This window comes from Paenibacillus sp. SORGH_AS_0306 (assembly GCF_030819345.1).
GTDB classification, from domain to species: domain Bacteria; phylum Bacillota; class Bacilli; order Paenibacillales; family Paenibacillaceae; genus Saccharibacillus; species Saccharibacillus kyungheensis.
The window spans coordinates 2,347,954-2,374,736 of the sequence record NZ_JAUTBP010000001.1; the positions used below are offsets into that span (position 1 = coordinate 2,347,954).

The following is a 26,783-nucleotide window of genomic DNA, read 5'->3' on the forward strand; positions in this document are numbered from 1 at the left end:
ACGAAAGAGCTTGAAAAGTGCTACGGATCAAAAAAGAAGTGCAAACCTAATGTTACCGGTTTGCACTTCTTTGGTTGTCCTTGTAGTGAATATTTTATTGTTGTACTTCTGGTTTGTCTGAAGTCAACTCGATTTCAGCTAGTGAATCGTAGCTTCCACCATACGTAATGTCATAATTTTTAACACGTTTGTTTACAGCTTGTACTTCGTAACGATACAAAGTAGGAATAACTGGTGCTTGATCGATCATCAACTGCTGCCATTGATTGTAAATATCTTTACGATATGTCATATCAAATGCTTTAGGAGATACACCTTCTGCAAGCAATTTATCATTTTCTTCACTTACAAAGCGAGAATAGTTGAATGATGCTTTGCTACCGTACAATCCAGCAGGGTTAATATCTGTACCTGTTCCCCATGCTGCGCCATATACATCGATGTCTGGATCATCTTTTTCAATACGATCATAGAAAGAGTTGAACTCTTGTAGACGACCATCTAGTAATTGAACGTTTAGACCAATATCTTTCCAGTTTTGAAGATAGAATTGAGCACGAGCTTCTGAGATGGTATCTCCACTCATTGCAGCATAGTTAATCGTTAATTTGTTTCCTTTAGGATCTTCACGCAATCCGTCTCCATCTTTATCTACATAACCAGCTTGATCCAGCAATTGTTTCGCTTTTTCAGGATCATAGTTATATCCTTTGATGCTATCATCGTGATATTGTGCAAATGCAGGAATAATTAATGAAGTTGCAGGTGTACGCAGACCGTGATACAACTGTGTACCTACTTGTTCATTATTCAATGCATAACCCATTGCTTGACGTAACTCTTTGTTCGCCATTTTAGCATCCGGGTTCATTACACTTTCACCTTTAGCTTTATCGAATTTACCTAGTTTGAAGCCAATATAATCATAAGACATTTCTTGTCTACCCAAGAACTCTACGTTAGTTGGTACATTTTTACCATCATATAGACTGTTAGGGAATGCAGCTAAATCAATATCACCTTTTTTCAAAGATTCAATGACTACATTAGGGTTAACTACTTTAAGATTTACACCAGCTAATTTAGGTGCGCCGTGGAAATAGTCTTTGTTCGCTTCAAATTGTACAGATTCACCTGTAACCATCGCTTTGATTTTGTAAGGACCATAACCGATAGGATTTTTACGTACTGGATCAGAAGAAGACATGTCTGCTACTGGAATATCTCCAAATACTTTTTTCTCTAAAGGATAAGACCAAAGACCCGATTTTACAGAAGGATCTGCTTCTTTAAAGTCGATTTGTACTTCTTTATCGTTTATGACTTTGATACCTGAGATTGTTTTCGCTTTGCCAGCATGGTAATCTTCCATACCTACAATATTCATAAAGCTTGTATCATAACGTACGCCGTCATAATCTTTGTTACCAATGACTTCAAAAGCAAAAACATAATCTTCTGCTGTAACAGGGTTACCATCAGTCCAGTTTAATTTGTCGTCAATTTTTACATTTACAGTTTTGTTATCGTTGGAAAAGCTAATATTAGCAGCTCCACCGTCTTTCACATCAAAGTTCTCATCTGTAGCAAATAAAGAAGGATAGAAGAATTGAATAACTTCAAAATCCGGGTTACCACTGTAGAAAATAGGATTCAAAATACCTTCAAATGGAGTATCCGAAATCAAACCGTAATTCATTGTTCCGCCTGCAATAGCAGCAGCAGTGTTCGTTGTTGCTTTTGGAAACTTACCTGATTCCTTTACACTTTCGCTTGTTGCTGGTGTTTCTTGAGCCGTTGGTGTTGACTTTCCACTTGTACAAGCAGATAGCACCAACACAAATGCAATGAACAGAATAGATACGATTTTCTTCTTTGTATTTCCCAACATAAATCTTCCTCCTTTTTGATGATCGTACTGTAAATTTATTATCCTAATCGCTGTCTAGCATCTGTCGCACGTTTGAGCGCTTGACCGACAAAGTTAATCGCTAGAATAAGTACCAAAATCAGCAGCGATGCTGGTAACCACATCCACCAATAGTTCTGCAAAATATCAGGATCTGTTGCATTACTTACAATCGTACCCAGACTCGGTGTACTCTGTGGCAATCCAAATCCTAGAAAAGATAAACCTGTCTCAATCCCGATATTACCAGCAAGATTCAATGTCATATTTACAATAACGATTGAACTCAGGTTAGGAAGTATACCAAAAGCGATAATCTTCCAGTTGGGTGTACCTAATGTTTTGGAAGCTTGTACATAATCCAATTCTCGTTCAGCAAGGACTTTGGCTCGAATTAGACGAGCTTTACCTACCCAGAGAAAGGCGGTCATAATGAAAATAAATGACCATATATTATATTTAGGTACAATCGTTACAAATACGATAACTAACATTAAAAAAGGAAGTACAAGAATAAAGTCGATAAAACGCATAATAATATTATCTACGATTCCGCCAAAGAAACCTGCAATTAAGCCAATACTCAGACCAATAACAGCAGCAAAAATCGTAATTGCAAAAGCAATCGTAATTGAATTACGTGCTCCTATAACGACCTGTCCAAAAATATCACTACCAGCGCGGTCTGTACCTAACCAGTGATCTGCACTAGGTGGAGCTTTAATAGAAGTTAGATCCACTTTAGTTACAGCTTCTTGGTCGATAAAAAATACAGAACCATAAATAACGATCAAAAATAAAGCTAAAAAGATTAATGAAAGCATAGCCATTTTATCTTTGATTAATTCTTTACCTAAAATTGACCAACTTGAAGGCGATTTTTGAATCGTTTCTTCAGGCGCAAATGTTTGAGCTCTCATTCCCATTACAGGCTTCCTCCGTTCTTATTCTGATAGTACATGCCAGATGTATTGTTTTGCATTAGCTTAGCCAATCCGAATACGTGGATCAACCCAACTCAAAATGATATCCGACAACAATGTACCGATAAGAGCAAGTAAGCCGGAAAGCATAACCAATATGGTGACTACAGAATAATCACGCTGTGTAATGGATTGCAAAAATAGCTGCCCTAATCCTGGATAACCAAAAATAGATTCAATAAATAAGTTTCCAGCCAATACTCCTGTTAAGTCATAACCAAGAAATGCGGCAATAGGAAGTAAAGAGTTACGCAAAATGTGTTTTGAATACACTTTGGATTCTGGAACACCTTTAGAACGAGCTGTTTTGACAAAATCTTTAAGTCTAGTATCGATAACTTCATTACGAAGGTATTGAATCGTTGCTGTAGTACTCACTAGTGCCCCTGCAATAGCAGGTAAAATCAAGTGATAAAACTTATTCGCATAATAGGAACCAGATCCTGGCTCTATCCCTACATCTACACTACCACTTGTTGGAAACCATCCTAATTGGAATCCAAAAACGAATAGAATTAACAATGCAAAAATAAATAACGGTGTCGCAAAACTGAGATACGTGTACCCTGTAATCGTTTTGTCTAACAAACTATTCTGATAACGTCCACTCAAAATCCCCAACGGGATCGAAATCAGATACGTTAATACTAGAATTGCTACACCGAGGTAAAAGGTATTCGCCAAGCGACTGCCAATTAAATCAGCAACGCCTATTTTATGTACATATGACTTTCCCAGATCCCCTTGTACTAAATTTCCTATCCAACGTCCATATTGTTGCCATGCTGGATCATTTAGACCTAATTTCTCCCGTTGTTCTGCTAATACTTGTGGACTGACATTCGGATTCGCTTGCATAGCACCCGTTAAAGCGTCGCCCGGCATTGCTTTCGCTAAGAGGAAGATCAGCACGCTCAGTACGAACAATTGGGGAATCATGATCAGAATGCGGCGAAGCGTAAATTTCCACATAATTTAATTTCCCCCCTATGGTAATGCGACTTGATGTGACGAGCTGATCGACTTCAATGCCAATGGCTTGCCCTCTGGGTCTAATAGATTATTCAGATCTTGTTGATATGAAGATAGAATCTGTTGACGTGCTTGTGTGCTTGCTTGACGCTGAGCAGGATCGATATTCGGAATAGCCGATATTAATCGCTTGGTATAAATGTGCTGTGGATTCTCATAAATATCTTCTGTATTCCCTTGCTCGACTAAGCGACCACGATACATAATGCCAATCTCATCACACATATGACGCACAATCCCTAAGTCATGACTGATAAATAAATAGGTGAGGTTAAACTCTTTTTGAATTTCTTTCATAAAGTTAAGCACTTGTGCTTGCACCGATACATCAAGCGCAGATACAGGTTCATCTGCAATAATCAGCTTCGGATTCAGTGTTAATGCTCTCGCAATCCCTATCCGTTGACGCTGTCCACCTGAAAATTCATGCGGATATTTAAATGCCGCTTCTGGATTTAGTCCTACTTTTTCAAGTAAATCCTGCACCCGTCTACGCTCTTCTTCTTTGGTCAAATTCTCAAAATTACGCAATGGTTCTGCAATAATATCCAATACGCGTTTTCTACCATTAAGCGAAGAATACGGATCTTGGAAAATCATTTGAATATCACGACGTAATGAATGTTGATTTTTGTGAGCAATTTTGGTTAAATCTTGCCCTTCAAATGTGACATTTCCATCTGTTATTTTATTAAGTCCGATAATTGCGCGTCCTGTTGTTGTTTTGCCACATCCGGATTCACCGACAAGCCCGTAAGTTTTACCTGCTTCGATCTGAATCGATAGACCATCTACTGCTTTGACATGACTGACAACACGCTGGAAAAAGCCACCACGAATCGGATAATGTACTTTTAAGTTATTGAGTTCCAGCAATGCCATTCAACACAATCTCCTTTCCATCTTCTACTTCATCTTCAAAATGAAAATTCTGGTAGCATGTACAACGTACCCAATGCTTTGGAGTCACTTCATTCAGCTCAGGGTGTTCTGCATGAGCAGTCTGTGGAATCCATGGAATACGTTCTGAGAAGCGACAGGAACCACGAGGAATATTCTGTAATGAAGGTACACGACCATCAATTACATGTAAGCTCTCCTGCCCTACATTTGCTCCCGGCCATCGAAGCCAGTAATGAGCGAGTGTACGGATGTTTGGGATTGTTGAATAACTCATTTACATCAGCAATTTCTACAATTTCGCCAGCATACATGACGACAACACGATCTGCCATTTCAGCAACAACGCCAAGATCATGAGTGATCAGAACAATACCAGCGTCGTTTTCGGCTTGCAGTTGCTTCAATAAATCCAAAATTTGAGATTGAATCGTTACATCTAGAGCTGTTGTTGGTTCGTCAGCGATAATCAATGAAGGGCGACATGCAATCGCGATCGCTATCATAATCCGCTGTCTCATCCCACCAGATAACTCATGTGGATATTGGGCATATACCCTCGTTGGATCAACAATGTTTACATTTTCCAATAATTCGATAACACGCTTTGTTTTTTCTTTTCGAGATAACGACGTATGATAATCGAGATTTTCTTCGATTTGTTTGCCGATGGTCATCAAAGGATTCAATGCTGTTAATGGGTCCTGAAAAATCATACCGATTTCGGAACCACGAATTTTGTTCATTTGTCCAGGTGACAATTTGTTCAAATCCTGCCCTTTAAAAAGCAGTTCACCTTCGATGTGCGTATTTTTGCTATCATGAAGTCGTGTCAGAGAAAGTGCCAAGGCACTTTTACCACAACCCGATTCACCTACAATAGCCAAAACTTCGTTTTTGTTGATCGTTAAGTTCAGTTGATCGACAGCAGGATAATACTCATCTTTGATACGAAAAGCTACTGTCAGGTCTCTGATTTCCAATACCGATTCTGTGTTCAAAATTTGGGTTGCCTCCTCGCTTCAAACTTTAACGCAATGTAAACATTTCTTGTTAATTGTTATCATTTTATATTTATAATCTTCCAAAGGTCAATAAAATTTAACTTTTTTCCAAAATGGTGAAAAGAATTTAGCATAAAAGCTATCATAACGTGTGACGATATAGATAGCTTCTATGATTAAACTTATATTCTATTTTACCTTATTATCCATACCTAGCAAGGGGTTACGCAATTTATCACGTTTGGATATTTTTAGGTATTGACCCAATTCTCTGCATAATTGCAATATAGCGGAACGCATTTCAAATTCTTCACGAGTTACTGGTAAATCCATATTTTTAAAATCTTCTTCCAGTGCTAATAATAGGCTTTCCGTCTTGCCTGTATAATATGGCGTCTTCACATCTCTAGATAATTGTTCAAACATTTCTGCTGCTGCATCCGCTTGAGGCATTTTACGATACACTTGCGCGACTAGCTGCATCATATTCTGAATCGAATCTAAATGTTGTTTTCGCATATAAAAATATACTGTCCATGATTCATCTGTATACAACATCTGATTTTCCAGTTCACGCTTTGATTCTATTAGTCCCTGCTCTACTTTGGCATAGGCTTCGATCACTTCTTTACCATCCCAGGCAAAAGAAGGACTCCGTAGCGTTTTGGCAATCTGCTCACACATTTGAGATAACAGTTCATTGACTTCACTGCGAATCGCATCAAGACGTTGATGAGGATTAGGCATATAGACCAGATTGACAATAGCTGCTGCACCCAGACCAATCAGTAGCAATTCAATCTCTACTAACATCGTATGAGCTGTCAAAGTTGCTCCGTTAAAAATATGCACAACCACTACAGAACTGGTCACGATTCCTGCACTAAAACCTGCTCGTGTAATCAATGGGAAAGCTACCAAAATATAAAGTGCAAATACCCAGTGATGAAAACCAAATAACGAAAACAATACAAAAGCACAAATCATTCCAATCAACGAAGCAAAAAATCGAGCTGCAATTGTTTTAAGACTTCGTTTACGTGTAACATCGACTCCCAGTATAGCTAACAAAGCTGCTGACATCGCACTTGGAACGCCTAGCGTACTAGCTACAACCACTGCTAGTAATGCTGCAATAGCTGTTTTGATCACGCGAAAACCCATGCGTCTGTCTCTCCTTACTCCACTTCTTTTTCTCTATCTGTATTTTATAATATTTATTACTCTTTTGGAGTATAGGTTTTATCCTACTTGATTTATAAGTATTCGACAATATCGATTTGGTGCTATATCGTACAATTGTTTAACAAAATAAAAGCTTTCACCTGTTTCGTAGTGACCACAGATGAAAGCTTTTTGTGTTATGAATTCGTAGATTGTAGACGGTAAATCTCGTTATACTTTTCTTCCAAATAATCAGCAAGATAGTCCGGGTTCAACTCTTCACCGGTAATATTCTGAATCAACTCGGAAGGAGTACGGCTTTTACCATATTTATAAATCTTATCTGTTAACCATTCTTTGATCGGTAACAGATTTCCTTCAGCTATCCATTGTTCAAAATCAGGTAATTCTTTACGCATCGTATGTGTCATTTGCGCAGCATACATATTTCCTAAAGAGTATGAAGCAAAGTATCCGAAGTCTCCACCAGACCAGTGCACATCTTGCAATACTCCTAATGAATCGTTTGGAGGCGTAATCCCAAGATATTCTTGATATTTGCTATTCCATACTTTAGGCAGATCTTTGACATCTAGATCTTCGTTAAATAACATTTTTTCAATTTCATAACGAATAATGATGTGTAAATTATACGTTAACTCATCTGCTTCAATACGGATCAATGTATTTTCTACGCGATTGGCAGCACGATAGAACATATCTAACGATACCTCCTTGAGCTGTTCAGGGAATAGAGCTTGTAGATCACTATAATAACGATCCCAGAATGAACGGCTACGTCCTACTACATTTTCCCAAAAACGAGATTGAGATTCATGAATCCCCATCGATGTTCCTGTAGCAAGTGGAGTTCCTGCTAAAGCATGTGAAATGTTTTGTTCGTATAATGCGTGTCCACCTTCATGAAGAGAACTGAAAATCGCACTCATCACATCTTCAGGCATATAATGCGTGGTGATACGCACATCCCCTGGGTTTAGACCTGTAGCGAAAGGATGTACACTTTCGTCCAAACGTCCTGCATCAAAATCAAAGCCCATTTCTTTTAGCAATAAATGACCGATCTTTTCTTGTTGACCGATATCATATTGTTGCTTCAAGAAATCATTATCTGGTTGATGCTCTGATTGTTTGATTTTTTCAAGTAAAGGTACAAGACGTGATTTTAAACGATCAAATACAACATCTAATTTGGCTACTGTTAAATCAGGCTCATACATATCGAGCAATGTATCATAACGTGTGTCTTTAACACCCCAATAATCGATAAAATCACGTTTCATTGCTACAATTTCACTAAGTAATGGCTCAAAGCCTTCAAAATCATCATTATGTTTGGCTTCTTCCCATACCGTTTGTGCATGAGTCGTTAAGCTGGAGTATTTTTGAATTTTTTCAGGTGGAATTTTTTCATTCAATTCATACTCTTTGCGTACATCTTGTACAATACGCTTGTCATTGTCTTCTAACTGTTCAAAAACATCTGGACGTGACAGCATTTCGATATAACCGCCCATTTCTTTCGATACAGACAGTTTGAAGTGTTCTGTCGCTAGTACCCCAATCGTATCGGCACGTAGCTCTGCTCCTTTACGTGGAGCTCCTGTGCGCAAGTCCCATCCCATTAGTGCAAGCGCTTCACCATAACTGCTAATTTTGCGAACCAATTGCCGAAATTGTGTTAATGTCTCTTGTACATATTGTTCCATAATAAGGTTCACCTCTCTGCTTACATACACAACACTTGGTTATGGCATGCAATATTGTTATTTTTGTAAAAATACACCTCTTGATGATACGTTCTTCTAGTCGTATAATCAATGGTACACAATTAAATATTATAGACATATTTGATTGTATTGTGCTATATGCACTGACCGATTGTCTATAAGAATACATTTAACCATTTTTGCTCATGTCATAATATAGATAACTTCTAAGGAGTGAATATCGATGGTAAAAGTAAATGTAACCCCTCAAGCAGAACAATATTTATCACGAAAAATTGGTGATAAAAAAGCGGTCATTCGTATTTTCGTAGATAATGAAGATTGCGGATGTACAGGCGGTATTCCGGCACTTCGTTTAATTGACGAGCCAGGTAAAAGAGATACTGTTGTTGAAAGTAACGCATTGTCTTTAACTATGCATCAAAGTGGCGAATCTTATTTTGATGATGATGAACTTACTTTATCGACAGATGATTTGGGTTCTTCGCTCAGACTTAGTAGTGCTTCTCAGTATTATAGTCGAAGCATACGCGTTCTTGACGGACGCAAAGCACTAGCCTAATTTTATATTATTAATCTGTAAGATGACCAGGAGGATACTCAATGAACTCGATCACAACGATTATGCAACACAATCAGGAATTTGTGACTAGCAAAGAATACGAAGCTTATCTTTCCAGTCCTTTCCCTGAGAAAAAGTTGGTTATTTTGACTTGTATGGATACCCGTTTAACCGAATTATTGCCTAAAGCAATGAATATTCGTAACGGTGATGCCAAAATTCTAAAAAACGCAGGTGCTATTATTTCACAGCCTTTTGGTAGTGTAATGCGTAGTATTCTTGTCGCTATTTATGAATTAAAAGCAGAAGAAGTGATCGTAGTTGGTCATCATGGATGTGGTATGGCATCACTGAATTCGGATCATATGATCGAAAAAATTCATGAACGTGGAATTGCACCAGAAGTGCTAACTACGCTTGAAAATTCAGGGATTAAACTTAAAAGATGGCTTCAAGGTTTTGATAATGAAAAAGAAGGCGTTATGCGCAGTGTAGATATTATCAAAAACCACCCTCTACTTCCTGCTAGCGTACCTGTACACGGTATGATTATTGATCCAGCAACAGGACAATTGGAGTTACTTGTGAATGGTTATGATCAAGTTGAGGTTCCTTCTAACTCATAATCAGTACACCATATTAGCTTGAAAGAATGACATAATCAACTGTAGATAAGTGTGGACGTGGATGCGATTGCTCCACGTCTTTTTGCTGTTTATTTTTTGTGAAATGATGTAAATATCGCTCTTTTATTAAATTTGAACATTCTTTGTCTATCTTTTTTATATTTCAATAACTTTATATCAAATCGCTTCTGGCTTCCTTGCGAAAGCATACAGTTGTAGTGTACACTTTATCTTAAATCGGCCAAATGGCTGTTTTAAAAGATAGGAGAGAATGCCCTATGAACACGCTATCTTATGGTTTACTCGCTTTGCTTGCACGCAATAATTCGTCAGGTTACGACCTGATGCTCAAGATTCAACCGTTTTGGCAAGCAAAACATAGTCAAATTTATCCACTGTTGTCACGTATGGAAGAGCAACATTTGTTATCCGCAGAATGGATTCAACAAACTGATAAACCGGATAAAAAGATTTACGCAATTACTCCACTAGGAGAACAACGTCTGAAAGAATGGATGCAACTTCCTGCAGGCGAACCAGTCAGTCGTGATGAATTAGTTCTCAAAGCTTTTTGCTTATGGACAACTGATCGCGAAAACGCTATCTCATTGTTTGGTACAAGATCAATTTATTACCAAGAACGTATTCATTACTTTGAGCAAGCGCTTCACAAAATGCCTGAAGAAGTTCGTCAATTTGGTACACGTGATTTTGGATTGTACATTTTGCGTCAAAAAGCTTTATCAACAGCTAAAGCAAATTTGGAATGGACGACATGGGTTATCGACATGCTCAAAAATTCTACAACTGAAAGTTCCTCACAACCTCAACACCAATGAACAGTTGATACGAGGCTAATGGTTCAAAATCAAGAGAATCAATATTAAAACATTTTGAAACCGAAGCAGATGTCATGCGTATATTAACTATACTGTCATTGAAGACAACTACTAGGAGGATCATGAACACAATGAAAAAAATGCTGATGGTTTTTGTAGCATTCACATTATTCTTCACTTTATTTAGCGGCTTTGCTAATGATGCCGATGCAAGACGTGGTGGCGGATTCAAATCTTCACCGAAGTCATACACAACAACACCTAAAAAATCAACAGATAGTAATAGCAGTACGATGAACAGCACAAACCGTACAAAAAATACTACAGCAGGTTCAACAGCAAATCGTGGATTTTTTAGCGGTGGTAGCTTTTTCAAAGGATTAATGATTGGTGGTCTTGCCGGTATGTTATTCGGCGGAATGTTCGGTAATATGGGAATGTTCGGAGACTTGTTAGGATTAGTCATTAACTTATTCGCCATTTATATTCTATTTATAGCGGCTCGTGGAATTTACCGTATGATTCGTCAACGTAAAAAATCTGCTGACCCGTACAATAGACGTTAATGCCTATGCGACTCAGTATGGATGAAATCACCAATGCAGTATGCTTGAATATCGCTGAACGCAAAGGACTGAAACCTACTGATGTAACGGTTCAACTTTCCTGGGAAGAAGATACTGGTTATACCGCAGAAGTATGGACAGAAGGACGAAGCCAATATTTAGTCGAAAGTAATCTGAACGAAGCGATTTTACGTTATATGTTCAGTGAGTATAATGCACGAGTATTTAAAGAACAAGTAGAATTAGTTATCAATGATGACGAAGAAGAAATTCAAGCGATCATTCACGATAACTAATGCCTACACTATTCATCGTATAAGTTCTATTTTGTAAAGCTTGCGAGACAGACTATTTGTTCAGTCTATAATCGCAAGCTTTTTTTGTATCCAATCATAAGCATATCTTCCACTGATCTCATGAGTACCTTCAAAGATATCACTTGCAAATTGTTGTTCAGCATCATGTTGTTGATAGATCTGTTGTAGTTGTGCTATAGCTTTCTGAACACCTTGTATCGGGAAAATACGATCATGTCTCCCTGCTTCTACAAATAAAGGTCGTGGCGCAATCAGACCGATCCATTGTGGTAAGTCTGCATATAATGCCTGGCCCGGAATATAGTTACAGATACAATGATGAATATGAAGAATACTATTCTGATATGTATTGGGAAATCCGGTTAAAACAGTGGCACGTATACGCTGATCTAATGCCGCTGTAAGATAAGCGATCAACGCTCCGCCTGAAAATCCCATAATCCCGATCCGCTCTGAATTTACTTCTGGCATATCGCTAACAATATCAATCACTTTGAGCATTTCGTGTACTCTAAATCCAGCTAATGTTTTACCCATTAACAACATTCGACTGGAAAGCGAATCACACGAATTAGCGATATCCGCATTATTAGCCATATCTTCTGCCAATCGTCTTTCGCCAAATCCGATTACATCAGGAGCAATAGTAATTAATCCCCGATTCACTAACTGAATAGCATAATGCTGATGAATACCCGGTGTATCCAGATCTGGCTCGCCATCAGGTAACAATCCTACAATTTCACGACTTCCATAGCCATGACCATGCACAGCAATCACTGCTGGAGCAGGAGCTGTAATCTGTTTGGGAATTAACACATATGCTGCAAAATAACTATAAGGTGAAGCAGAACATTCTATCCGTCTGCGAATATAAGTCCCGCAATCTACTGTTTCCAGAAGTGTGATCGAATGATCATCCTGAGTAGCAAATGTACCGATTAATTGTGGTAATATGTTGCGTAATTGAGTCTGTTGCTCGATGATATTCAAATAAGAAGAACGGTCTGGATGATTAGATATCAGTTCTGTATACCATTGTTGTAGTAATTGATCTCCTTGCCATCTATTCATAAGTATTCCTCCTTTTCAAATGCACACGTTATCATTTTATAATATTCCCTTTTCATTTCTTTATCCCTGCATTGTAGATACTCTTATTTCTGTATCTTCTATTGTGTCTATGCAATATAGACTATCGTAATCGATAAGAAGCAAGTTAATGATAGTTACTTTCTACTATCATTAACTTGCTTCTTCTAAAAGCATATCAAATTCTAACAAAATTGAAGTTCCTTTCGAACTGGTATGCACCATAATTCGATCGGCTGACGTATACATCAAAGCAAATCCTTTACCTAATGAACGCTTACTACTATAACCAGAAATTAATATCATTTTAGGCAATTCATGAATCGGAATACCAGAGCCTTGATCGGTAATATAAATTTGCAGTACGTTACACTTGCTATAAACCGACAATTTGCCATTGGCTGCGTGTTTGATCAGATTGGTTACACCTTCCGATACAGCCAGCTTAATATGCATCAATTTTTTCGGTTGATTTATTTTTAACTCTTCAGGGATATATTCCATCACTAAAGAGCGACCTGACGATACGTCACTTTTAGTTATAATATCCATTTGAGCTAAAGGTATTCCCAAATGCTGTTCTATTTCTTGTTGTTCTAAACAAATATCAATTTTACTTTTTGAAAGTGTTTCGATCACATCTTTATACGACCGCATAGTACTTTGATGTAATTGTTCACGGTATTCTAGCGCAGGCGTAATATCGGTTAATACGATGGCTACCCAGCTATTTTCAGGATAAAAATGAGCTTCAAATGTTTTGTTTTTACTTTGAATGACTTCATAAAAATTCTCGGACACACGAAGTGCATGTTCAGCCAATATCGCTAATTGTTCTTTGAGATTAGCATCTTCCATATCATGCAAACTATCGTTGTCTCTGTATTTAAGCAATACCGTACCACCTGTAAATCCGCTCATTTCTTTATGTTCTTCAATCGATTGGAGTTCCACATGAATCAAATCGGTTTCTTGCAATAATGGTTTGGTAATAATCAGTTGTCGTACTGTAGTAATCATTTCTAACGTGATTGCTTGAATTAATTTGGGATCTAATACTTTACCAGAAAGTTGTTGTAATTGACGTAACACTTCCCCATCTTCAGCATAACGATTAAGCAAATGTTCTAGATGATTACATAATGCGATAATTCGGGATTCATAAGGGATATCGTTTCCTTTTAACCCTGCCGGAAATCCTTTTCCATCATAACGTTCATGATGATGAAGTACCCATTCTGCTGCTTTTTTATCTCCACTAATCGATAGAATAATATTAAAACTTTCTGTCGTATGGGATTGGTATTCTTTTTCTTCTGTTAAAGAGAGCGCACCACGTTTTGTTAAAATTTCCATGGGCAATAACGATTTGCCGATATCGTGCAATGTAGTGTAATTAATCAGATCTGTTCTTCTTTTTTTCGGGTAGGCAAGTAGTTCTAACATGTATTGACAAAGAATACCTGTGTTTTTACCATGCCCTTCATTTCGCTGTGAGATTCTTAATTCACTCAAGCGAATAAATTCTTCAGAAGACTTCATACGAATCTGCAATTGACGGATAAAGCCATGAGATAAAAAGATAATCAGTAATAAAAACAATAAAATATAGACCGTCTCATACATTATATTTCCTAATGAAATATGTCTCAAAAAGTGCGGAACAATAATCGTACATAATAAAACAGGTACAATTAATTCTTTTAATTTGAGCACCATATCGTTGAGAAAAGGAGTACCAATAATCGTAGTTGAAGCTCCTGCCACTAGCAACATATAGACCAGACTAAATACCAGTGAACCTAATCCTGCTCGTAGATATGTTGAAAATGGATCAAAAAACTCCATGACCTGATATGACAAATACAAACTAATTACACTTTTGCCCAAAGCAGAGCATATTCGAAATAGGTTCATTTGCCGAATATCAAAATTCTTTTTACGTGCATACGATACAATCGTGCTAATTACGATCCCTAAAATAGCCGGGCTATATCCAAAAGCAAGTGCAAGAATAAGAAATCCAACCAGACTTCCGCTATATTCCTCACCGCTTAGTAATCTGACCGGAAACAGATCGAGTAAAACGATAAGAAACAAAATAGGCGCAATCGTAAATAATACAATTGAATGCCATTCGCGGACCATATATACCATACTAGCCAATCCTACCAGGCTGAGTAATATGGTATAGCCGTTCTTTTCTTTCATTATCTAAAAATTTCCTTGCCCAGAATCTCATCCAGTTGAAGCAATTCAAAAACTTCCATAACCTCCGGTTGAGTCTGTTCAATATACACATTACGTCCTAACTCTTGTAACACTTGTACCAAACGAATAATAAGACCGATCCCTGAAGAGTCTACAAAAAACACTTTTTCTAAATTTAATACAATATTCGTATACGGCGATACAGCCGGCTCAATCTCATCTTCCAATACATCTCCAGCATCTATATCAATATCACCTTCAAAATGTATTGTGGCCTGTACTTCATCTGTGATTATTTTATATGCAAACATGCTATTCACTCTCCTACCATACGAATTGGCGATCATGATTCAATCGTGCTTTGACATTCAAGGTATCTTCTTTAAAATGATGCATTTTAGATCCGATCTGTAGAATGGTTCCACCTAGTAACTTATCTACATGAATAACTGCATCTTCTTTGACTGTTAATTTGGTGGAATTGCTACCTATCGTTCCTGCTTCTTGAATATGCATTCCTTTGGCAGCATAGTAATCGCCACCGCGTAGAAATCCGGTTACTTCTAGCACACCCGAGCAACGTAATTGTGTGTTATAACATCCTTTTTTCACTTGTACCGGTCCACCTGCAAGAATCTGACTATTCTGAATATAATGAAATTGTGCAAAAATATGATCCAATTGAGGCAAAACGACTCGATCTAACAGATAAGCTGTTCGTTTTACAAATCGTTCCAAATCATTTGCTGTTCTAAAATGACTCATCGCCACATTCAAAAAACCATTTTTAATTTCTTTAATATATTTTTGCCATTCTTCATTGATTAACGATTTGTGTTCTTCAGTGGTACGAATAAATAATTGTAATTGTTGATGCAACTCTTTAAACCGTCCACGAAATAACACATCAAGCAGAGGAGCAAGCCCATGTTGATCAATATCTGTTATTTTAAAAGCTGCTGCGCGGTTTAACTGTTCTATCGCTGTCGTCAAAAATTCAGTCTGTTCTAAAATCATTTGCAAAATCGGTTCAGCTTGACCGTAAAAAAGAAATAACTGCCCTACTGCGATTTCGCTTCCGATAACATTAGCAGTTACTTGTAACGATTGAGTCGCTATGATCTCCGCCATATTCACATTGCCTTTAATCTGAATATTTCCATCTGCTTCGACTTTCATCGTATCTTGTACAGTTCCATTAATATCGACATCGCCTTGAAAATGAATATTGCCTGTTTGTAAAGTAACATCTCCGCGATGGTCCAACTTAGGAATAATAGCAAGCTTAATATGACGACCTTGTGTAATCACTTCTGGCATACCTGTACGTGTAGCAGTCACTTCTAATCCATCTTGAGATACTTGAACACCCTGCCCTGTTAACAAAATAACACCGGTGACAGGCGGAGCAGGTATAGATTCTCCAAAAATATTTAATCCGTTAATTCCTAAAATAGGGGGATGAACAATCCCTATCAAATCACCATCATCTACACAAGGGAATTCTTTGATTTCACGATAATCGATTGTTCCATTTTCACGCATTTTAGGTTGTACTTTACGAGTTTTGGTATCGACTTTGATTTCAAAATGTCCATTTGTTCCGGCAACAGGTGGTTTTCCTTCTCCAATTAGAAATGTACCATTGACTGTTGTTGCACAAGCCCGCTTAACTTCATCATGATCCAAGCCGTAAATTACTTTTTGCTCAACCAATTGTTTGCGTACTGCTATTGGTTCGATCGGTATATACTGCTTCTCTTCTTCCGCTCTAAGTACCAATCGTAACGTAGGTTGCGCAGAAATAATTTTTCGGATAATGACATAGCCCACTTCGATATTCAAGTTGACCTTCATCGCTTTATCATCAATATGAAGATGCCAGACAGGTTCTACTATTTTATCTTCGACTTCATATCGTACAATATCGGTAGCTGCTAACTTTACAGTCTCTCCTGCTATAATCGGCACATCATTAATCCAGAGATATACATTATCGGTTGTGCTAATAGTGGGTTGTTGATGCCCTTGTGAATGAAAATGTATCTGTCCTTCTTTTACCCATATTTTTCCTTCTGTTCCATCCATAGCAGGAGAAGCTACTGGCTGTTCGAGATGTAGCGCTTGCATATTAATGATCGTTTCAGCTTCTGCTACTAATATCGGTAACGATTCTTGTGTATCTTCTATCGTCTGGTCGGTGATTTCTTCTGTTTTCAAAGTGACTTTGACTACCGCTTGTTTGGAATAGAGCCCTAGCATGCCTTTAGCTTCACTCTCCATCACTTCAATGCTCACTTGTTGCTTGGTGGCATCGAGTAAAGAAAGTGCTTGTTCTACGGCTTCTTGCACTGTTTTGGCTCTAGCTATCACACTACGCTCCATCAGGGGTGCCTCCTCCATACCTTGCTTATGGTAACTCGATCGAAATAATACACACATCGTCTTTACGATGCTGAATCAAGCGTTCTAACTTTACAACAAACGCTTCATTTTCCAAATAATATAGACTTTGAGCATAATGCTCTAGCTTTTCAATACCAGCATGAATAGAGACACCGGGTTTTTCGACTAATCCATCTGTATATAGAACGATTCTTGCAGGAGTATCGTACGTCACGATAGCAGTATCCAATTTCATATCATTTTGAATACCGATCGGTACGGTGGTTCCGGTCAATTGTGTAGGATACTGGTCTTTGAGAAATAGCAATCCCGGCGGATGACCTGCATTAAAATATTCGATTTGCTTTCGTTCCAAGTCGATAAATAAATAGATTGCTGTAAAGTAAGCAGCCCGACGATTTTTACCAAACAACGCTCTCATCTTCTTGTTCAATTCTTCGCATACCAGATGAGGTTCTTTGACGACGCCTACAATACCATCGAGCAATGAACGAATCGACATACTGATCAGGGCAGCAGATATTCCATGACCGGACACATCGATCAGCAGTACACCGCAATGCTGAGGATCGAACATTTTCCAATACAGCATATCGCCAGATACTTCTGTTGATTGTAGGTAGCTGCTATGCACTCGAATCATAGTTTCATTGATCGGTGGACTGAGCACGCTACGTTGTAAATGCTTGGCCAATTGAAGTTCTTTGTGTACTTTTTCTTCTCGAACTTTACGCGAATCCATTTCTTTTTTGAGTCGAATTGCAGATTGAACTCGTGCTAGCAGTTCATAATCAGGCCCGCCTTTTTCAATAAAATCCATACCGCCTGCATTAAAAGCTTCTTTGAAATGAATCCGATCTGCGGTTAGAAAAATGATAGGCAAATCCTGATAAACGGTACAACTTTTAATAATGCGACAAGCTTCAATACCATCAATCCCTGGCATCACAATATCAAGTAAAATCAAATCGATTGCCGCTGCTTTACGAGGAGAGAGTTGATCTCGAATACTTAGAATATCAAATGCTTCTTGAGCTGAAGAAGCGGTCTGTATATTCTTGTATCCTGCTGCATCAAGTACATTTTGCAAAAAGACAAGATTAAGTCTGGAGTCATCTACAATCAATATACTCATGATACTTCTCCTTCAGAGTAGGTTTATATGTTTATTTTCGTCATTTTCTTCCATTTATGTGATAGGTAACGATTACAATTATGTAGAGTAAGCGATTGTATCAGATCATTTGGAACTTATTTTAACAAAAAAAGCCTACTTTGCTTGCAGCAAAATAGACTCTCAATATACACACCCATGATGATAAAGATGCTCATAATTACATATTTTTATTCAAATTCAAAGGATATTCGGTCTGTGATTGTGGCTGATATTGCTGTTCATATAAGTAATTATCAAGCGCTCGATTATTTACAATATACGTATCTGCAATCATATCATGAATCCCTTGCTTATACTTGGTAAATCCGATAATAATATATCCTATACCTAATGTGAGATTACATAATAATCTTAACCAATAGCGCGCTACTGCACGTCCAAAACCTATACGTTGCATAGAACGATTAACAACTTTGATGCCAAGTAGCATTTTACCTGGAGTTGCTTGGTATTTAGACTTTTCAAAACATCCAAAATACAACCACGTTGTTAATCCTGATAATAATTGAAAAATAACAGGCAGTAGCGAACCTATAGATACTTCGCTCCCCAGTGAATCATCTGTTACATGGACAATACCGACAATAACTATACTCAATATAAAACTGATGATTAAATATGAAATGCTTAAAATAACGACATCTATTAATATCGCTGCGAACCTCTTCCAAAACCCTGCATACAGTATAGTAACCACTCCTAGATTAATCTTCTTAAAACTTATTTCCACTCTTGCTGGTCTTTTTGTAAATAAGGAGACATCTCTGGTTGATTCCAAGATGCTGCTTGTTGCTGTTGTTGCATATACATATATTGTTCCCAATCTTTTTTATTTACAACATACGTGCTAGCGATCATATCATGTAGTGCTTGCTTGTATTGTGTCCAACCTGCCATCATATAACCGATACATAAAATCATGTATGACAAATTTTTAGCCCAATACCTTCCTGTTGCTCTACCGAATCGAACCGGTTGAAAATAACGATCAACTACAATAATACCTACAGCCATTTTACCCGGTGTGGCGTGGTATTTGGATTTCTCAAACAAGCTATAATATAGCCAGGGCACTGCCAATTCAACAATGGCATAGAAAATGTAGAACATAATCAGAAAAGTGATATCTTGCGTAGTATATTCATATTCTTCTTTCAACCATACTCCATTCACAAATCCGAGGATAAACGGAATCCCTAGCAAAATAGATACCCCAAATCCTATAATAAAACCATCAATCAATGTAGCCGCTGTTCTTTTCCAAAATCCTGCGTATCCATAAGTCGTTGTTGCTACTCCATTCATTTCATCTAACTCCTATTCATCTATGTATATTACTGCTAACTTTGTTATTTTATACGATACGATTTTAAATTACTAGAGAATCATAGAGATAAAAAATAAGCGCACTCTACTTAACTACATGTAGAATACGCTTATATGAACTATTGACAATAGATTGTAGTAATATGTTGTTGTTATTTTAATAGTATAGAAAATAGTAGATCAGGCTTTGGCTTCTTATAGACTTAACGCTGATTGATGCACATTTTCGCGTAGCGCTTCGACTGTCGTCAATGGTTCATGACATACAAAGCCTTCACAGATATACGCAGTCGCTTGACTCTGCTGCATACCTTTATCTTGCAAATGAGGCAGCAACTCACGAATCGCTTCACCTGATGTTCCATCAGCATGAATAATAAGAGAAGCAAATGGTAAATAAGCTTTTTGCACTTCAGCAATCATTTCTTGAAAATGGATATCTTCCACTTTTCCTGCAAGCACAATTTCTTGATTACCTTGTAATAATTGTAGCCCTGCTAGCAGTAACATAGAATAACCTGTTGGATATTGCTCAGCAGTCCCTGTAAATGTAGTCACAATTTGTTCGGCATATTGACGTAATTCTATATCTTGGGTCACCGCAGCTAATTTGGCTAACGTCCATGCAGCCACAGAATTACCAGATGGCATTGCTCCATCATAGATTTCTTTTGTACGCGTAATCAGTTGCTCTCCATCTTGACCTGTAAAATAAAATCCACCTTGCTGTTCATCCCAAAATAGAGTGATCAATTGCTCTTTGAGCGTTATCGCATATTGCAGATACTTTGCCATCCCTGTCGCTTCATATAACTCCTGTAAGCCCCAGATCAGATAAGCGTAATCATCTACATAAGCACTATAGGCAGCTTCTCCATCACGATAACGTGCAAGTAGACGACCATCTTCACGGCGCATATGTTCCCAAATAAAATCAGCCGCTTTGACTGCTGCTTGTGCATATTCAGGCTTTTGCAACGTTTGGCTGGCTCTAGCGAGAGCCGCAATCATCATACCGTTCCAAGCCGTTAAGACTTTATCGTCTTTGGAAGGATGAACACGTTGCTCCCGGTAATCAAATAATTTCTGACGAGCTTCTTCTAGATCGGTGCGTAATGCCAGTTCATTGAGATCACGTTGCTCCGCTATTTCTGCTGTCGAAAAAGGAATAAGGTTAGGAATATTGTTGCCTTCAAAATTGCCTTCTGGTGTAATATCGTACACATTACAATACTTATGCATTTCTTCTAACCCTAACACTTCTTCAATCTCATCGCGTGTAAATACATAAAACTTTCCTTCGACCCCTTCGGAGTCAGCATCTTCAGCACTGTAAAAAGCACCTTCAGGTGAAGTCATATCACGTAATACATACGTAAAAATAGATTCTGCAATATGCGCATATTTGGTATCACTTGTCAGACGGTATCCATCCAAATAAGCGATCGCTAACAGTGAATTATCGTATAACATTTTCTCAAAATGAGGAACTAACCATTTCTCATCTGTGGAGTAGCGAGAAAATCCAAATCCAATATGATCATAAATCCCACCACTGTACATATGATCTAACGTTTTGCGTACCATATTCAATGCTTGAGGTTCTTGATACACATGAGAATAAGCGCTTAGAAACATCAAGTGATGCGGTGTCGGAAACTTAGGTGCTCCTCCAAACCCACCATACACTTCGTCAAAAGAACTGACAAATGTTTTGTACCCACGATGTACAAGTTCTTCGCTAAATTGACCCGCCTGTGTAATCTTCGTCTGCTGACGATTCATCCGTTCTACAATATCATCACCGGATTTAACAATATTTTCACGATCTTCTGTCCATTTATCACGAATCTGAGACAGCATATCCATCATACCGATGCGACCATACTTAGTGTCTTTTGGAAAATAAGTACCTGCATAAAACGGCTTCTGATCAGGAGTTAGCAATACCGTTAAAGGCCATCCCCCTTGCCCGGTAAGTGCCTGACAGTACGCCATGTATAAATTATCAATATCCGGTCGCTCTTCACGATCGACTTTGATCGAAATATAAGATTCATTGAGAAGTTCAGCTACTTCCTCATTTTCAAAAGATTCTTTTTCCATTACATGACACCAATGACAGGTAGAATATCCTACACTGAGGAAAATAGGTTTGTTTTCAGCTTTGGCTTTGTTAAAAGCTTCTTCTCCCCAAGGGAACCAATTCACTGGATTATGAGCATGTTGGAGAAGGTATGGAGATTTTTCGTTTATTAGACTATTTGTGTGTCTGGGGATTTCTTCAATAGATTCGTGCATATATGATTCCTCCTTAAGATTGTTATTGATAATATAACCAAATGCGGAAGAAAAGAAAAAAGACCTTCATTTAAAATATGAAGGTCAGTATAAAATAGTTTTTAAAAGGAAATTTTTATAAGAATTTCTTTATGTTCAAATTAAAGAAAAACAGCATTTAAAATTGATATTAAGCTCTTTCATTAGATATAAATTTTGATTGTATTTATTTTAATAATTTGACATGTATATATTAAATTTCCTTTTTTCGAACTTAGTACTAATGGTACTGTAAATCTTATTAATAAATTTAAAATATTACAATTTAAATTTATTCTCTCTGACTAAAACTGCTTTCTTTTTTATTTTAGTCTTTTTGGGCAAAAAATATTCAACTCCAATGTTATTATGTTTATATAAACACTCTTCGGTACCATCAGAATTTATAATAATACATACTTCTTCACCAGTTTTCCCAACATACCTTAGGCACATTCGTTCCTCTCTTAATGTGGTATATTCGAGCTCTAAAAGATTGATTTCAATCTGTTCTCCATTTAACATACCTTCGATGATTGTAGGAACATAAATTTCTATGTCTTTTTCAACTACGCCCAATTGAATAGTTATTTTCTCTTCAACATGTTGTCCTGATTGTTTTATTATAAACCAATCTAATTTCAGGATAACATTTATAACAAAAGGATTTTTTCCATATTGATTAAATCTCAAATACGGTATGCGGTAATTTTTTTCTTTCTTTATAATATTTTTAAACCACTTATATCCTTCAGTATAAATAAACCTACTATTTGGTTGAGTAATTATATTATGTAAATCACCTGTAACATTCATATCCTGATACGTGAAATAAGACCTATTGTCTTGTTTATCTTTTATATTTTCCTTCATTTTTTGTTTTTCTTCTTTTAAAACCTCATCTTTTCTCTGACGTTTGTATTGTAATGAGAATAATATCCATGCTGAAAAAATACCTACATAACTGCCTAAAAATGAAAGCCAAGACCTGCTATCAAGTTGTAAACCCGGCATATGCCAAGTTAAAAGACCATAATTAATAATTATTGGAAACAAAATCAGTAAAATTAAAGCAATTACAATTAAATTCATTAATTAACACTCCAATGATCTAGATAATTTTTTTATATCAAATATATCAAAAATATAATTAAATTAGAAAAATAATATTTATTTAAAATCTAAATAAATTCAGATTATTCTATCAGTAGTTCGCATTAATTTCTTATAGAAAAAAATTATATCATTTTATTATCTTAGCTATGAGTACATTGCATCTGTTAAATTTAAGTTTCTTTCTAATTATTTTATGTAATAAAAAACTAACAAACAGATATTCACAGATGTTTGTTAGTTTTAAATAATCCTATTGTTTAAAATAAATATATATTTTAAACATCAAATATTTTTTTATAAACTACTTCTTCTGACTCAAATTCAATTCTATTGATAATTTCCTCAAGATGATGCGATTCTGGATTAGCTTTTGAATCCAATGAAGGTTTACTTCCTTTACGTTGTCGTGAAAATGTAAAATTTGATGCATCTTTTATTCCATGTTTTTTACAGTATTCACGTAAAGACCTTAGATTAACAAAATTACCATGTTCATCTGGTTCTCCATCTAAGAGTTGATTAGCAATATCTACATACTCTTTTTCTAACTCTGCACCACAAAAATGACGATTAAATTCTTTGGCAACTAGAGCAGTTGTTCCAACACCCATAAATGGATCAAACACTGTATCCCCTACTTCAGTTGATGATAAAATTATTCGTTCAATTAAATCTTGTGGGAATTGTGTAGGATGATTTGCATCTTCATCGTGATTATGTCTCACATTCCGAAAAGCCCAAACATCTCCTGGATTTTTCCCAAAAGGATCACAAGTCAATTCGCCTTTGTTTTCGCCTTTATGTGATTTTTTGTTTGCATATTTTTGTGGAACTCTGATCGGATCAAGAAAAAATTTATAGTTTGTAGTCTTTGTGAACCATAGAACTGTTTCATGTCTACCCGCAAATTTTTTATCTGCGTGTAAACCATGAGGTCTTAACCATACAATACGATTGCGAGGATACATTCCTAAAGATTCAAATATAGGAAAGAATTTAATATCCAAAGGAATATGAGAACCAATTTTATCTACATAGGTTCCAACTTGCCAAAAAATTGATCCAGTTGATTTTAATGTTCTATGGCATTCTATAATAATTTCCTTCTGCCAATTTAGATACTCATCTAATGATTTTCTATCATTTTTAAATTTGTTAATATTGTATGGTGGTGAAGTTACTATTAAATCTAACGATTCATCTGGTAAGGATTTTAGTAGTTCCATACAATCACCATTATATATATTATCTATTATATTCTCTGGAATAATTGGCTGAGATTTTATGATTTCCTTGGGCTTTTCATCGATGTCAAAACCCATATGAAGTTGTATGGCAATTTTCCGCTCTTCTATCAATATTATTACCTCCAAAATATGGTGCTTATAGTCATCACTTATATTAAGTTTAACATTAATTTATTTATTAGTCGATAATAATTGAAGACATACTATTTTTTCTTGTTGATAATATTTTACATGATCTATATTCTTGAGTACCAATTGTTCTTGAATATCTTAATTCTGAATATGTAGTATACAGAATTTCTAAAGAAGTATCATAATTCTCAAAAAAACCAACTAAACGAATGGGAACATCAAAAACGTCATTAGAAGAAAGTTCATCCAATTGCTTTTTTGCCTGCTCATAATATAAAGTACTATTTGATGAAGGAAACATATGGGCTTTAGTTACTATCACGGCAATCTTCATAGGAGCACTATCTATATTCATACCACTTTTATAAAATAATTCAGAACGTATAGTATTATTTAGTAGAAAAGGATAATTTGAAAATTGAACTTCTATAAGCATTCCTCTCTTACCAAAATCAATATCTTTACCTAGAAAATCATATTTCTTAGGAATAGGAATATTATTTAACCATCCTCTTTGTACAAGTCCATTTTTAATATAAAGATTTGTTCCTATAGCATCAAAAATTGGAGCTCCTTGTTTTCCTTTTTGATCAGATGCCTTAAGATGTAAAGGCATTTTTGTTATAGTTTTTAATATATCGTTCCATTCACTTTGAAAAGAATTTTGAATTATATTACTTGCTCTATTATAATCTGTTATTTCAATTATCATATTGTTCCACCTTTACATTTTCCATTTTGAACAATTCCCAGACTTCTAATTCTAACGCTTTTGCAATTCTCTCAATATTCACTAAAGATATATTTCTCTCTCCACGTTCTATACTTCCAATATAGGTTCGATCCAAATGAGCTTTTTCTGCAAGTTGCTCTTGTGATAACTTTTTTTTTTTTCTAAAATACTTTACAGTGAAACCAAATTTTATTCGAATATCGATTACAATTCACCACCTATCATATATCTAAATTTAACAACATGATGACAATAAATACACGGACTATAAGTATCTTTTTATAGGTGAATTATAAGCCGCCACGTTTATCAGTTTTTAATTTTCATTTGTATTTAAATAAAAACAGGAAAGAGAGCTTTATATTATTTATATAAAGCTCTTTTTTACGATAAATCTTCTTATATAATCTTCGCTACCTTCTGCGCCTGAATATCTAATATCTGAGCAGAGTAAGCGATATCTGTAAAAGCTTTCATTGCCGTATTGACTTGCTCTTCCCCTTGTTGCACACTTTGCCTTACATCGTCTGTGCCATTAGAAATTTTCTGCACTTCTAGACTCATCGAATCTACGCTTTTTTTCACTTCGATAATCGAATCTTGTACCATCGAAGATAGCTTACGTACTTCTCTAGCCACTACATTAAACCCTCGTCCAAATTCACCTGCATGTGTAGCTTCTATCGCTGCATTTAGAGCCAGCATATGTGTTTGTGATGCTATTTTACGAATCGTCTGTACAATGCCTTGAATCTCTAATGCTTGTTCTTGCAAATTAATCAGTGTTGTTGTATTCGTCGTCGATGATTCCACAATTCTGTTCATGCTATTGAGTAGTTCTTGACTCTGCTCGATGCCTGCGGATGAACGAATGTTAAGTGCTTGTGCTGTTTTTTGGAGATCATCTACGACACAAGAGAGGTCACCTTGACGCTCTGTAATATCTGTAGCCACTTTGGTCACGCCAATGACTTCATTTCTATTTTTGTTCCATACCGGCATATAAGTGGCTTCTAGCCAGATTGCATTACCGTGTGCATCTTTGCGTTCTATTTTATCGTGAAAGGTTTCGCCGGAAAGTAGACTATCCCAGAACTTTTCATACTCGATACTATTTGCAAATTCAGGAAAACATAAATTTTTATGGTGCATACCAATCATTTGATTTGGTGAATATTTAACGACTTCTGCAAAAATAGGATTAACATAAGCAATTTTACGATTCGTACCAAAGCGTATAATAGCCAAATTATCTTGCAAAGTACGTATCACCAATTCGTCCGTCACCATTTCAAGCTGACTCATTTCGTTCATGTTTTCCCTCCAATGTATGTGTAACATTATCGTTATTCATTGCTCGATATCACTCTA

24 protein-coding genes and 1 pseudogene are annotated in these 26,783 nt (G+C 36.5%); 5 read left to right on the forward strand and 20 right to left on the reverse strand.

The window, feature by feature from the left end:
- Positions 1–94: 94 nt before the first annotated feature.
- The 7 genes and pseudogenes from opp4A to QE450_RS10125 form a co-directional block, all read right to left on the reverse strand.
- The gene (gene opp4A / locus QE450_RS10095) at positions 95–1,891 is read right to left on the reverse strand and encodes an oligopeptide ABC transporter substrate-binding protein (RefSeq protein WP_273612677.1); all 1,797 of its coding nucleotides are present in this window, start codon (positions 1,889–1,891) and stop codon (positions 95–97) included.
- A 38-nt stretch (positions 1,892–1,929) separates the two neighbouring features.
- Positions 1,930–2,835 carry an ABC transporter permease gene (locus QE450_RS10100; RefSeq protein WP_273612678.1) on the reverse strand — a complete coding sequence of 302 codons (906 nt, stop codon included), beginning with the start codon at positions 2,833–2,835 and terminating at the stop codon, positions 1,930–1,932.
- Positions 2,836–2,895: 60 nt separating this feature from the next.
- Positions 2,896–3,864, reverse strand: a complete 969-nt coding sequence (opp4B, locus tag QE450_RS10105; RefSeq protein ID WP_273612679.1) for an oligopeptide ABC transporter permease — start codon at positions 3,862–3,864, stop codon at positions 2,896–2,898.
- A 15-nt stretch (positions 3,865–3,879) separates the two neighbouring features.
- Positions 3,880–4,806 carry an ABC transporter ATP-binding protein gene (locus tag QE450_RS10110; RefSeq protein WP_274172551.1) on the reverse strand — a complete coding sequence of 309 codons (927 nt, stop codon included), beginning with the start codon at positions 4,804–4,806 and terminating at the stop codon, positions 3,880–3,882.
- Positions 4,784–5,825: pseudogene (locus tag QE450_RS10115) on the reverse strand (ABC transporter ATP-binding protein). Before QE450_RS10115 ends, QE450_RS10110 begins: the two are co-directional and overlap by 23 nt.
- 192 nt (positions 5,826–6,017) lie before the next feature.
- On the reverse strand, positions 6,018–6,992 hold the full coding sequence (locus QE450_RS10120; RefSeq protein ID WP_274172549.1) for an aromatic acid exporter family protein: 975 nt from the start codon (positions 6,990–6,992) through the stop codon (positions 6,018–6,020).
- 197 nt (positions 6,993–7,189) lie between these two features.
- Complete coding sequence (locus QE450_RS10125; RefSeq protein ID WP_307299035.1) at positions 7,190–8,722, reverse strand: carboxypeptidase M32; 1,533 nt, start codon at positions 8,720–8,722, stop codon at positions 7,190–7,192.
- A gap of 244 nt (positions 8,723–8,966) precedes the next feature.
- On the opposite strand from QE450_RS10125, the gene QE450_RS10130 reads away from it, so the two are divergent.
- From QE450_RS10130 to QE450_RS10150, 5 genes are all read left to right on the forward strand, one after another.
- Positions 8,967–9,305 (forward strand): iron-sulfur cluster biosynthesis family protein, encoded by a 339-nt coding sequence (locus QE450_RS10130; RefSeq protein ID WP_273612684.1) that lies wholly within the window; start codon positions 8,967–8,969, stop codon positions 9,303–9,305.
- 41 nt (positions 9,306–9,346) lie between these two features.
- Positions 9,347–9,931: a beta-class carbonic anhydrase gene (locus QE450_RS10135; RefSeq protein ID WP_069326019.1), complete on the forward strand. Its 585-nt coding sequence runs from the start codon at positions 9,347–9,349 to the stop codon at positions 9,929–9,931.
- 278 nt (positions 9,932–10,209) lie between these two features.
- The gene (locus QE450_RS10140; protein WP_273612685.1) at positions 10,210–10,770 is read left to right on the forward strand and encodes a PadR family transcriptional regulator; all 561 of its coding nucleotides are present in this window, start codon (positions 10,210–10,212) and stop codon (positions 10,768–10,770) included.
- A 131-nt stretch (positions 10,771–10,901) separates the two neighbouring features.
- Positions 10,902–11,336, forward strand: a complete 435-nt coding sequence (locus QE450_RS10145; RefSeq protein ID WP_273612686.1) for a hypothetical protein — start codon at positions 10,902–10,904, stop codon at positions 11,334–11,336.
- Between the two features lie 5 nt (positions 11,337–11,341).
- The gene (locus QE450_RS10150; protein WP_274172547.1) at positions 11,342–11,632 is read left to right on the forward strand and encodes a YxcD family protein; all 291 of its coding nucleotides are present in this window, start codon (positions 11,342–11,344) and stop codon (positions 11,630–11,632) included.
- A 60-nt stretch (positions 11,633–11,692) separates the two neighbouring features.
- Here QE450_RS10150 and QE450_RS10155 read toward each other — a convergent pair whose 3' ends face one another.
- From QE450_RS10155 to QE450_RS10215, 13 genes are all read right to left on the reverse strand, one after another.
- Positions 11,693–12,727, reverse strand: coding sequence for a dienelactone hydrolase family protein (locus tag QE450_RS10155; protein ID WP_307299043.1), 1,035 nt, complete (start codon positions 12,725–12,727; stop codon positions 11,693–11,695).
- A 171-nt stretch (positions 12,728–12,898) separates the two neighbouring features.
- On the reverse strand, positions 12,899–14,902 hold the full coding sequence (locus tag QE450_RS10160; RefSeq protein WP_273612689.1) for an HD domain-containing phosphohydrolase: 2,004 nt from the start codon (positions 14,900–14,902) through the stop codon (positions 12,899–12,901).
- A gap of 53 nt (positions 14,903–14,955) precedes the next feature.
- Positions 14,956–15,267 (reverse strand): STAS domain-containing protein, encoded by a 312-nt coding sequence (locus QE450_RS10165; protein WP_273612690.1) that lies wholly within the window; start codon positions 15,265–15,267, stop codon positions 14,956–14,958.
- Positions 15,268–15,280: 13 nt separating this feature from the next.
- Entirely contained in the window at positions 15,281–17,341 is a 2,061-nt protein-coding gene (locus QE450_RS10170; RefSeq protein WP_307299048.1) for a FapA family protein, read from the reverse strand.
- A gap of 25 nt (positions 17,342–17,366) precedes the next feature.
- On the reverse strand, positions 17,367–18,497 hold the full coding sequence (locus tag QE450_RS10175) for a PP2C family protein-serine/threonine phosphatase (protein WP_307299050.1): 1,131 nt from the start codon (positions 18,495–18,497) through the stop codon (positions 17,367–17,369).
- Between the two features lie 199 nt (positions 18,498–18,696).
- Entirely contained in the window at positions 18,697–19,269 is a 573-nt protein-coding gene (locus QE450_RS10180; RefSeq protein ID WP_307299052.1) for an RDD family protein, read from the reverse strand.
- Entirely contained in the window at positions 19,260–19,844 is a 585-nt protein-coding gene (locus tag QE450_RS10185; RefSeq protein ID WP_274172541.1) for an RDD family protein, read from the reverse strand. Before QE450_RS10185 ends, QE450_RS10180 begins: the two co-directional genes overlap by 10 nt.
- Before the next feature lie 216 nt (positions 19,845–20,060).
- Positions 20,061–22,166 carry a thioredoxin domain-containing protein gene (locus QE450_RS10190; RefSeq protein WP_307299056.1) on the reverse strand — a complete coding sequence of 702 codons (2,106 nt, stop codon included), beginning with the start codon at positions 22,164–22,166 and terminating at the stop codon, positions 20,061–20,063.
- Positions 22,167–22,463: 297 nt separating this feature from the next.
- The gene (locus QE450_RS10195; protein ID WP_307299059.1) at positions 22,464–23,276 is read right to left on the reverse strand and encodes a hypothetical protein; all 813 of its coding nucleotides are present in this window, start codon (positions 23,274–23,276) and stop codon (positions 22,464–22,466) included.
- A 299-nt stretch (positions 23,277–23,575) separates the two neighbouring features.
- Positions 23,576–24,658 carry a DNA-methyltransferase gene (locus QE450_RS10200; protein WP_307299063.1) on the reverse strand — a complete coding sequence of 361 codons (1,083 nt, stop codon included), beginning with the start codon at positions 24,656–24,658 and terminating at the stop codon, positions 23,576–23,578.
- 67 nt (positions 24,659–24,725) lie between these two features.
- Entirely contained in the window at positions 24,726–25,391 is a 666-nt protein-coding gene (locus QE450_RS10205; protein ID WP_307299066.1) for a BglII/BstYI family type II restriction endonuclease, read from the reverse strand.
- Entirely contained in the window at positions 25,381–25,623 is a 243-nt protein-coding gene (locus QE450_RS10210) for a helix-turn-helix domain-containing protein (RefSeq protein WP_307302660.1), read from the reverse strand. Before QE450_RS10210 ends, QE450_RS10205 begins: the two co-directional genes overlap by 11 nt.
- A 188-nt stretch (positions 25,624–25,811) precedes the next feature.
- Positions 25,812–26,726, reverse strand: coding sequence for a methyl-accepting chemotaxis protein (locus QE450_RS10215; protein ID WP_274172538.1), 915 nt, complete (start codon positions 26,724–26,726; stop codon positions 25,812–25,814).
- Positions 26,727–26,783 lie beyond the last annotated feature (57 nt).

Excerpts from the sequence above, each read along its gene's own strand:
- opp4A (WP_273612677.1), bottom strand. The coding sequence starts at position 1,891 with ATGTTGGGAAATACAAAGAAGAAAATCGTATCTATTCTGTTCATTGCA.
- QE450_RS10100 (WP_273612678.1), bottom strand. The coding sequence starts at position 2,835 with ATGGGAATGAGAGCTCAAACATTTGCGCCTGAAGAAACGATTCAAAAA.
- opp4B (WP_273612679.1), bottom strand. The coding sequence starts at position 3,864 with ATGTGGAAATTTACGCTTCGCCGCATTCTGATCATGATTCCCCAATTG.
- QE450_RS10110 (WP_274172551.1), bottom strand. The coding sequence starts at position 4,806 with ATGGCATTGCTGGAACTCAATAACTTAAAAGTACATTATCCGATTCGT.
- QE450_RS10120 (WP_274172549.1), bottom strand. The coding sequence starts at position 6,992 with ATGGGTTTTCGCGTGATCAAAACAGCTATTGCAGCATTACTAGCAGTG.
- QE450_RS10125 (WP_307299035.1), bottom strand. The coding sequence starts at position 8,722 with ATGGAACAATATGTACAAGAGACATTAACACAATTTCGGCAATTGGTT.
- QE450_RS10130 (WP_273612684.1), top strand. The coding sequence starts at position 8,967 with ATGGTAAAAGTAAATGTAACCCCTCAAGCAGAACAATATTTATCACGA.
- QE450_RS10135 (WP_069326019.1), top strand. The coding sequence starts at position 9,347 with ATGAACTCGATCACAACGATTATGCAACACAATCAGGAATTTGTGACT.
- QE450_RS10140 (WP_273612685.1), top strand. The coding sequence starts at position 10,210 with ATGAACACGCTATCTTATGGTTTACTCGCTTTGCTTGCACGCAATAAT.
- QE450_RS10145 (WP_273612686.1), top strand. The coding sequence starts at position 10,902 with ATGAAAAAAATGCTGATGGTTTTTGTAGCATTCACATTATTCTTCACT.
- QE450_RS10150 (WP_274172547.1), top strand. The coding sequence starts at position 11,342 with ATGCGACTCAGTATGGATGAAATCACCAATGCAGTATGCTTGAATATC.
- QE450_RS10155 (WP_307299043.1), bottom strand. The coding sequence starts at position 12,727 with ATGAATAGATGGCAAGGAGATCAATTACTACAACAATGGTATACAGAA.
- QE450_RS10160 (WP_273612689.1), bottom strand. The coding sequence starts at position 14,902 with ATGGTATATATGGTCCGCGAATGGCATTCAATTGTATTATTTACGATT.
- QE450_RS10165 (WP_273612690.1), bottom strand. The coding sequence starts at position 15,267 with ATGTTTGCATATAAAATAATCACAGATGAAGTACAGGCCACAATACAT.
- QE450_RS10170 (WP_307299048.1), bottom strand. The coding sequence starts at position 17,341 with ATGGAGCGTAGTGTGATAGCTAGAGCCAAAACAGTGCAAGAAGCCGTA.
- QE450_RS10175 (WP_307299050.1), bottom strand. The coding sequence starts at position 18,497 with ATGAGTATATTGATTGTAGATGACTCCAGACTTAATCTTGTCTTTTTG.
- QE450_RS10185 (WP_274172541.1), bottom strand. The coding sequence starts at position 19,844 with ATGAATGGAGTAGCAACAACGACTTATGGATACGCAGGATTTTGGAAA.
- QE450_RS10190 (WP_307299056.1), bottom strand. The coding sequence starts at position 22,166 with ATGCACGAATCTATTGAAGAAATCCCCAGACACACAAATAGTCTAATA.
- QE450_RS10195 (WP_307299059.1), bottom strand. The coding sequence starts at position 23,276 with ATGAATTTAATTGTAATTGCTTTAATTTTACTGATTTTGTTTCCAATA.
- QE450_RS10205 (WP_307299066.1), bottom strand. The coding sequence starts at position 25,391 with ATGATAATTGAAATAACAGATTATAATAGAGCAAGTAATATAATTCAA.
- QE450_RS10215 (WP_274172538.1), bottom strand. The coding sequence starts at position 26,726 with ATGAACGAAATGAGTCAGCTTGAAATGGTGACGGACGAATTGGTGATA.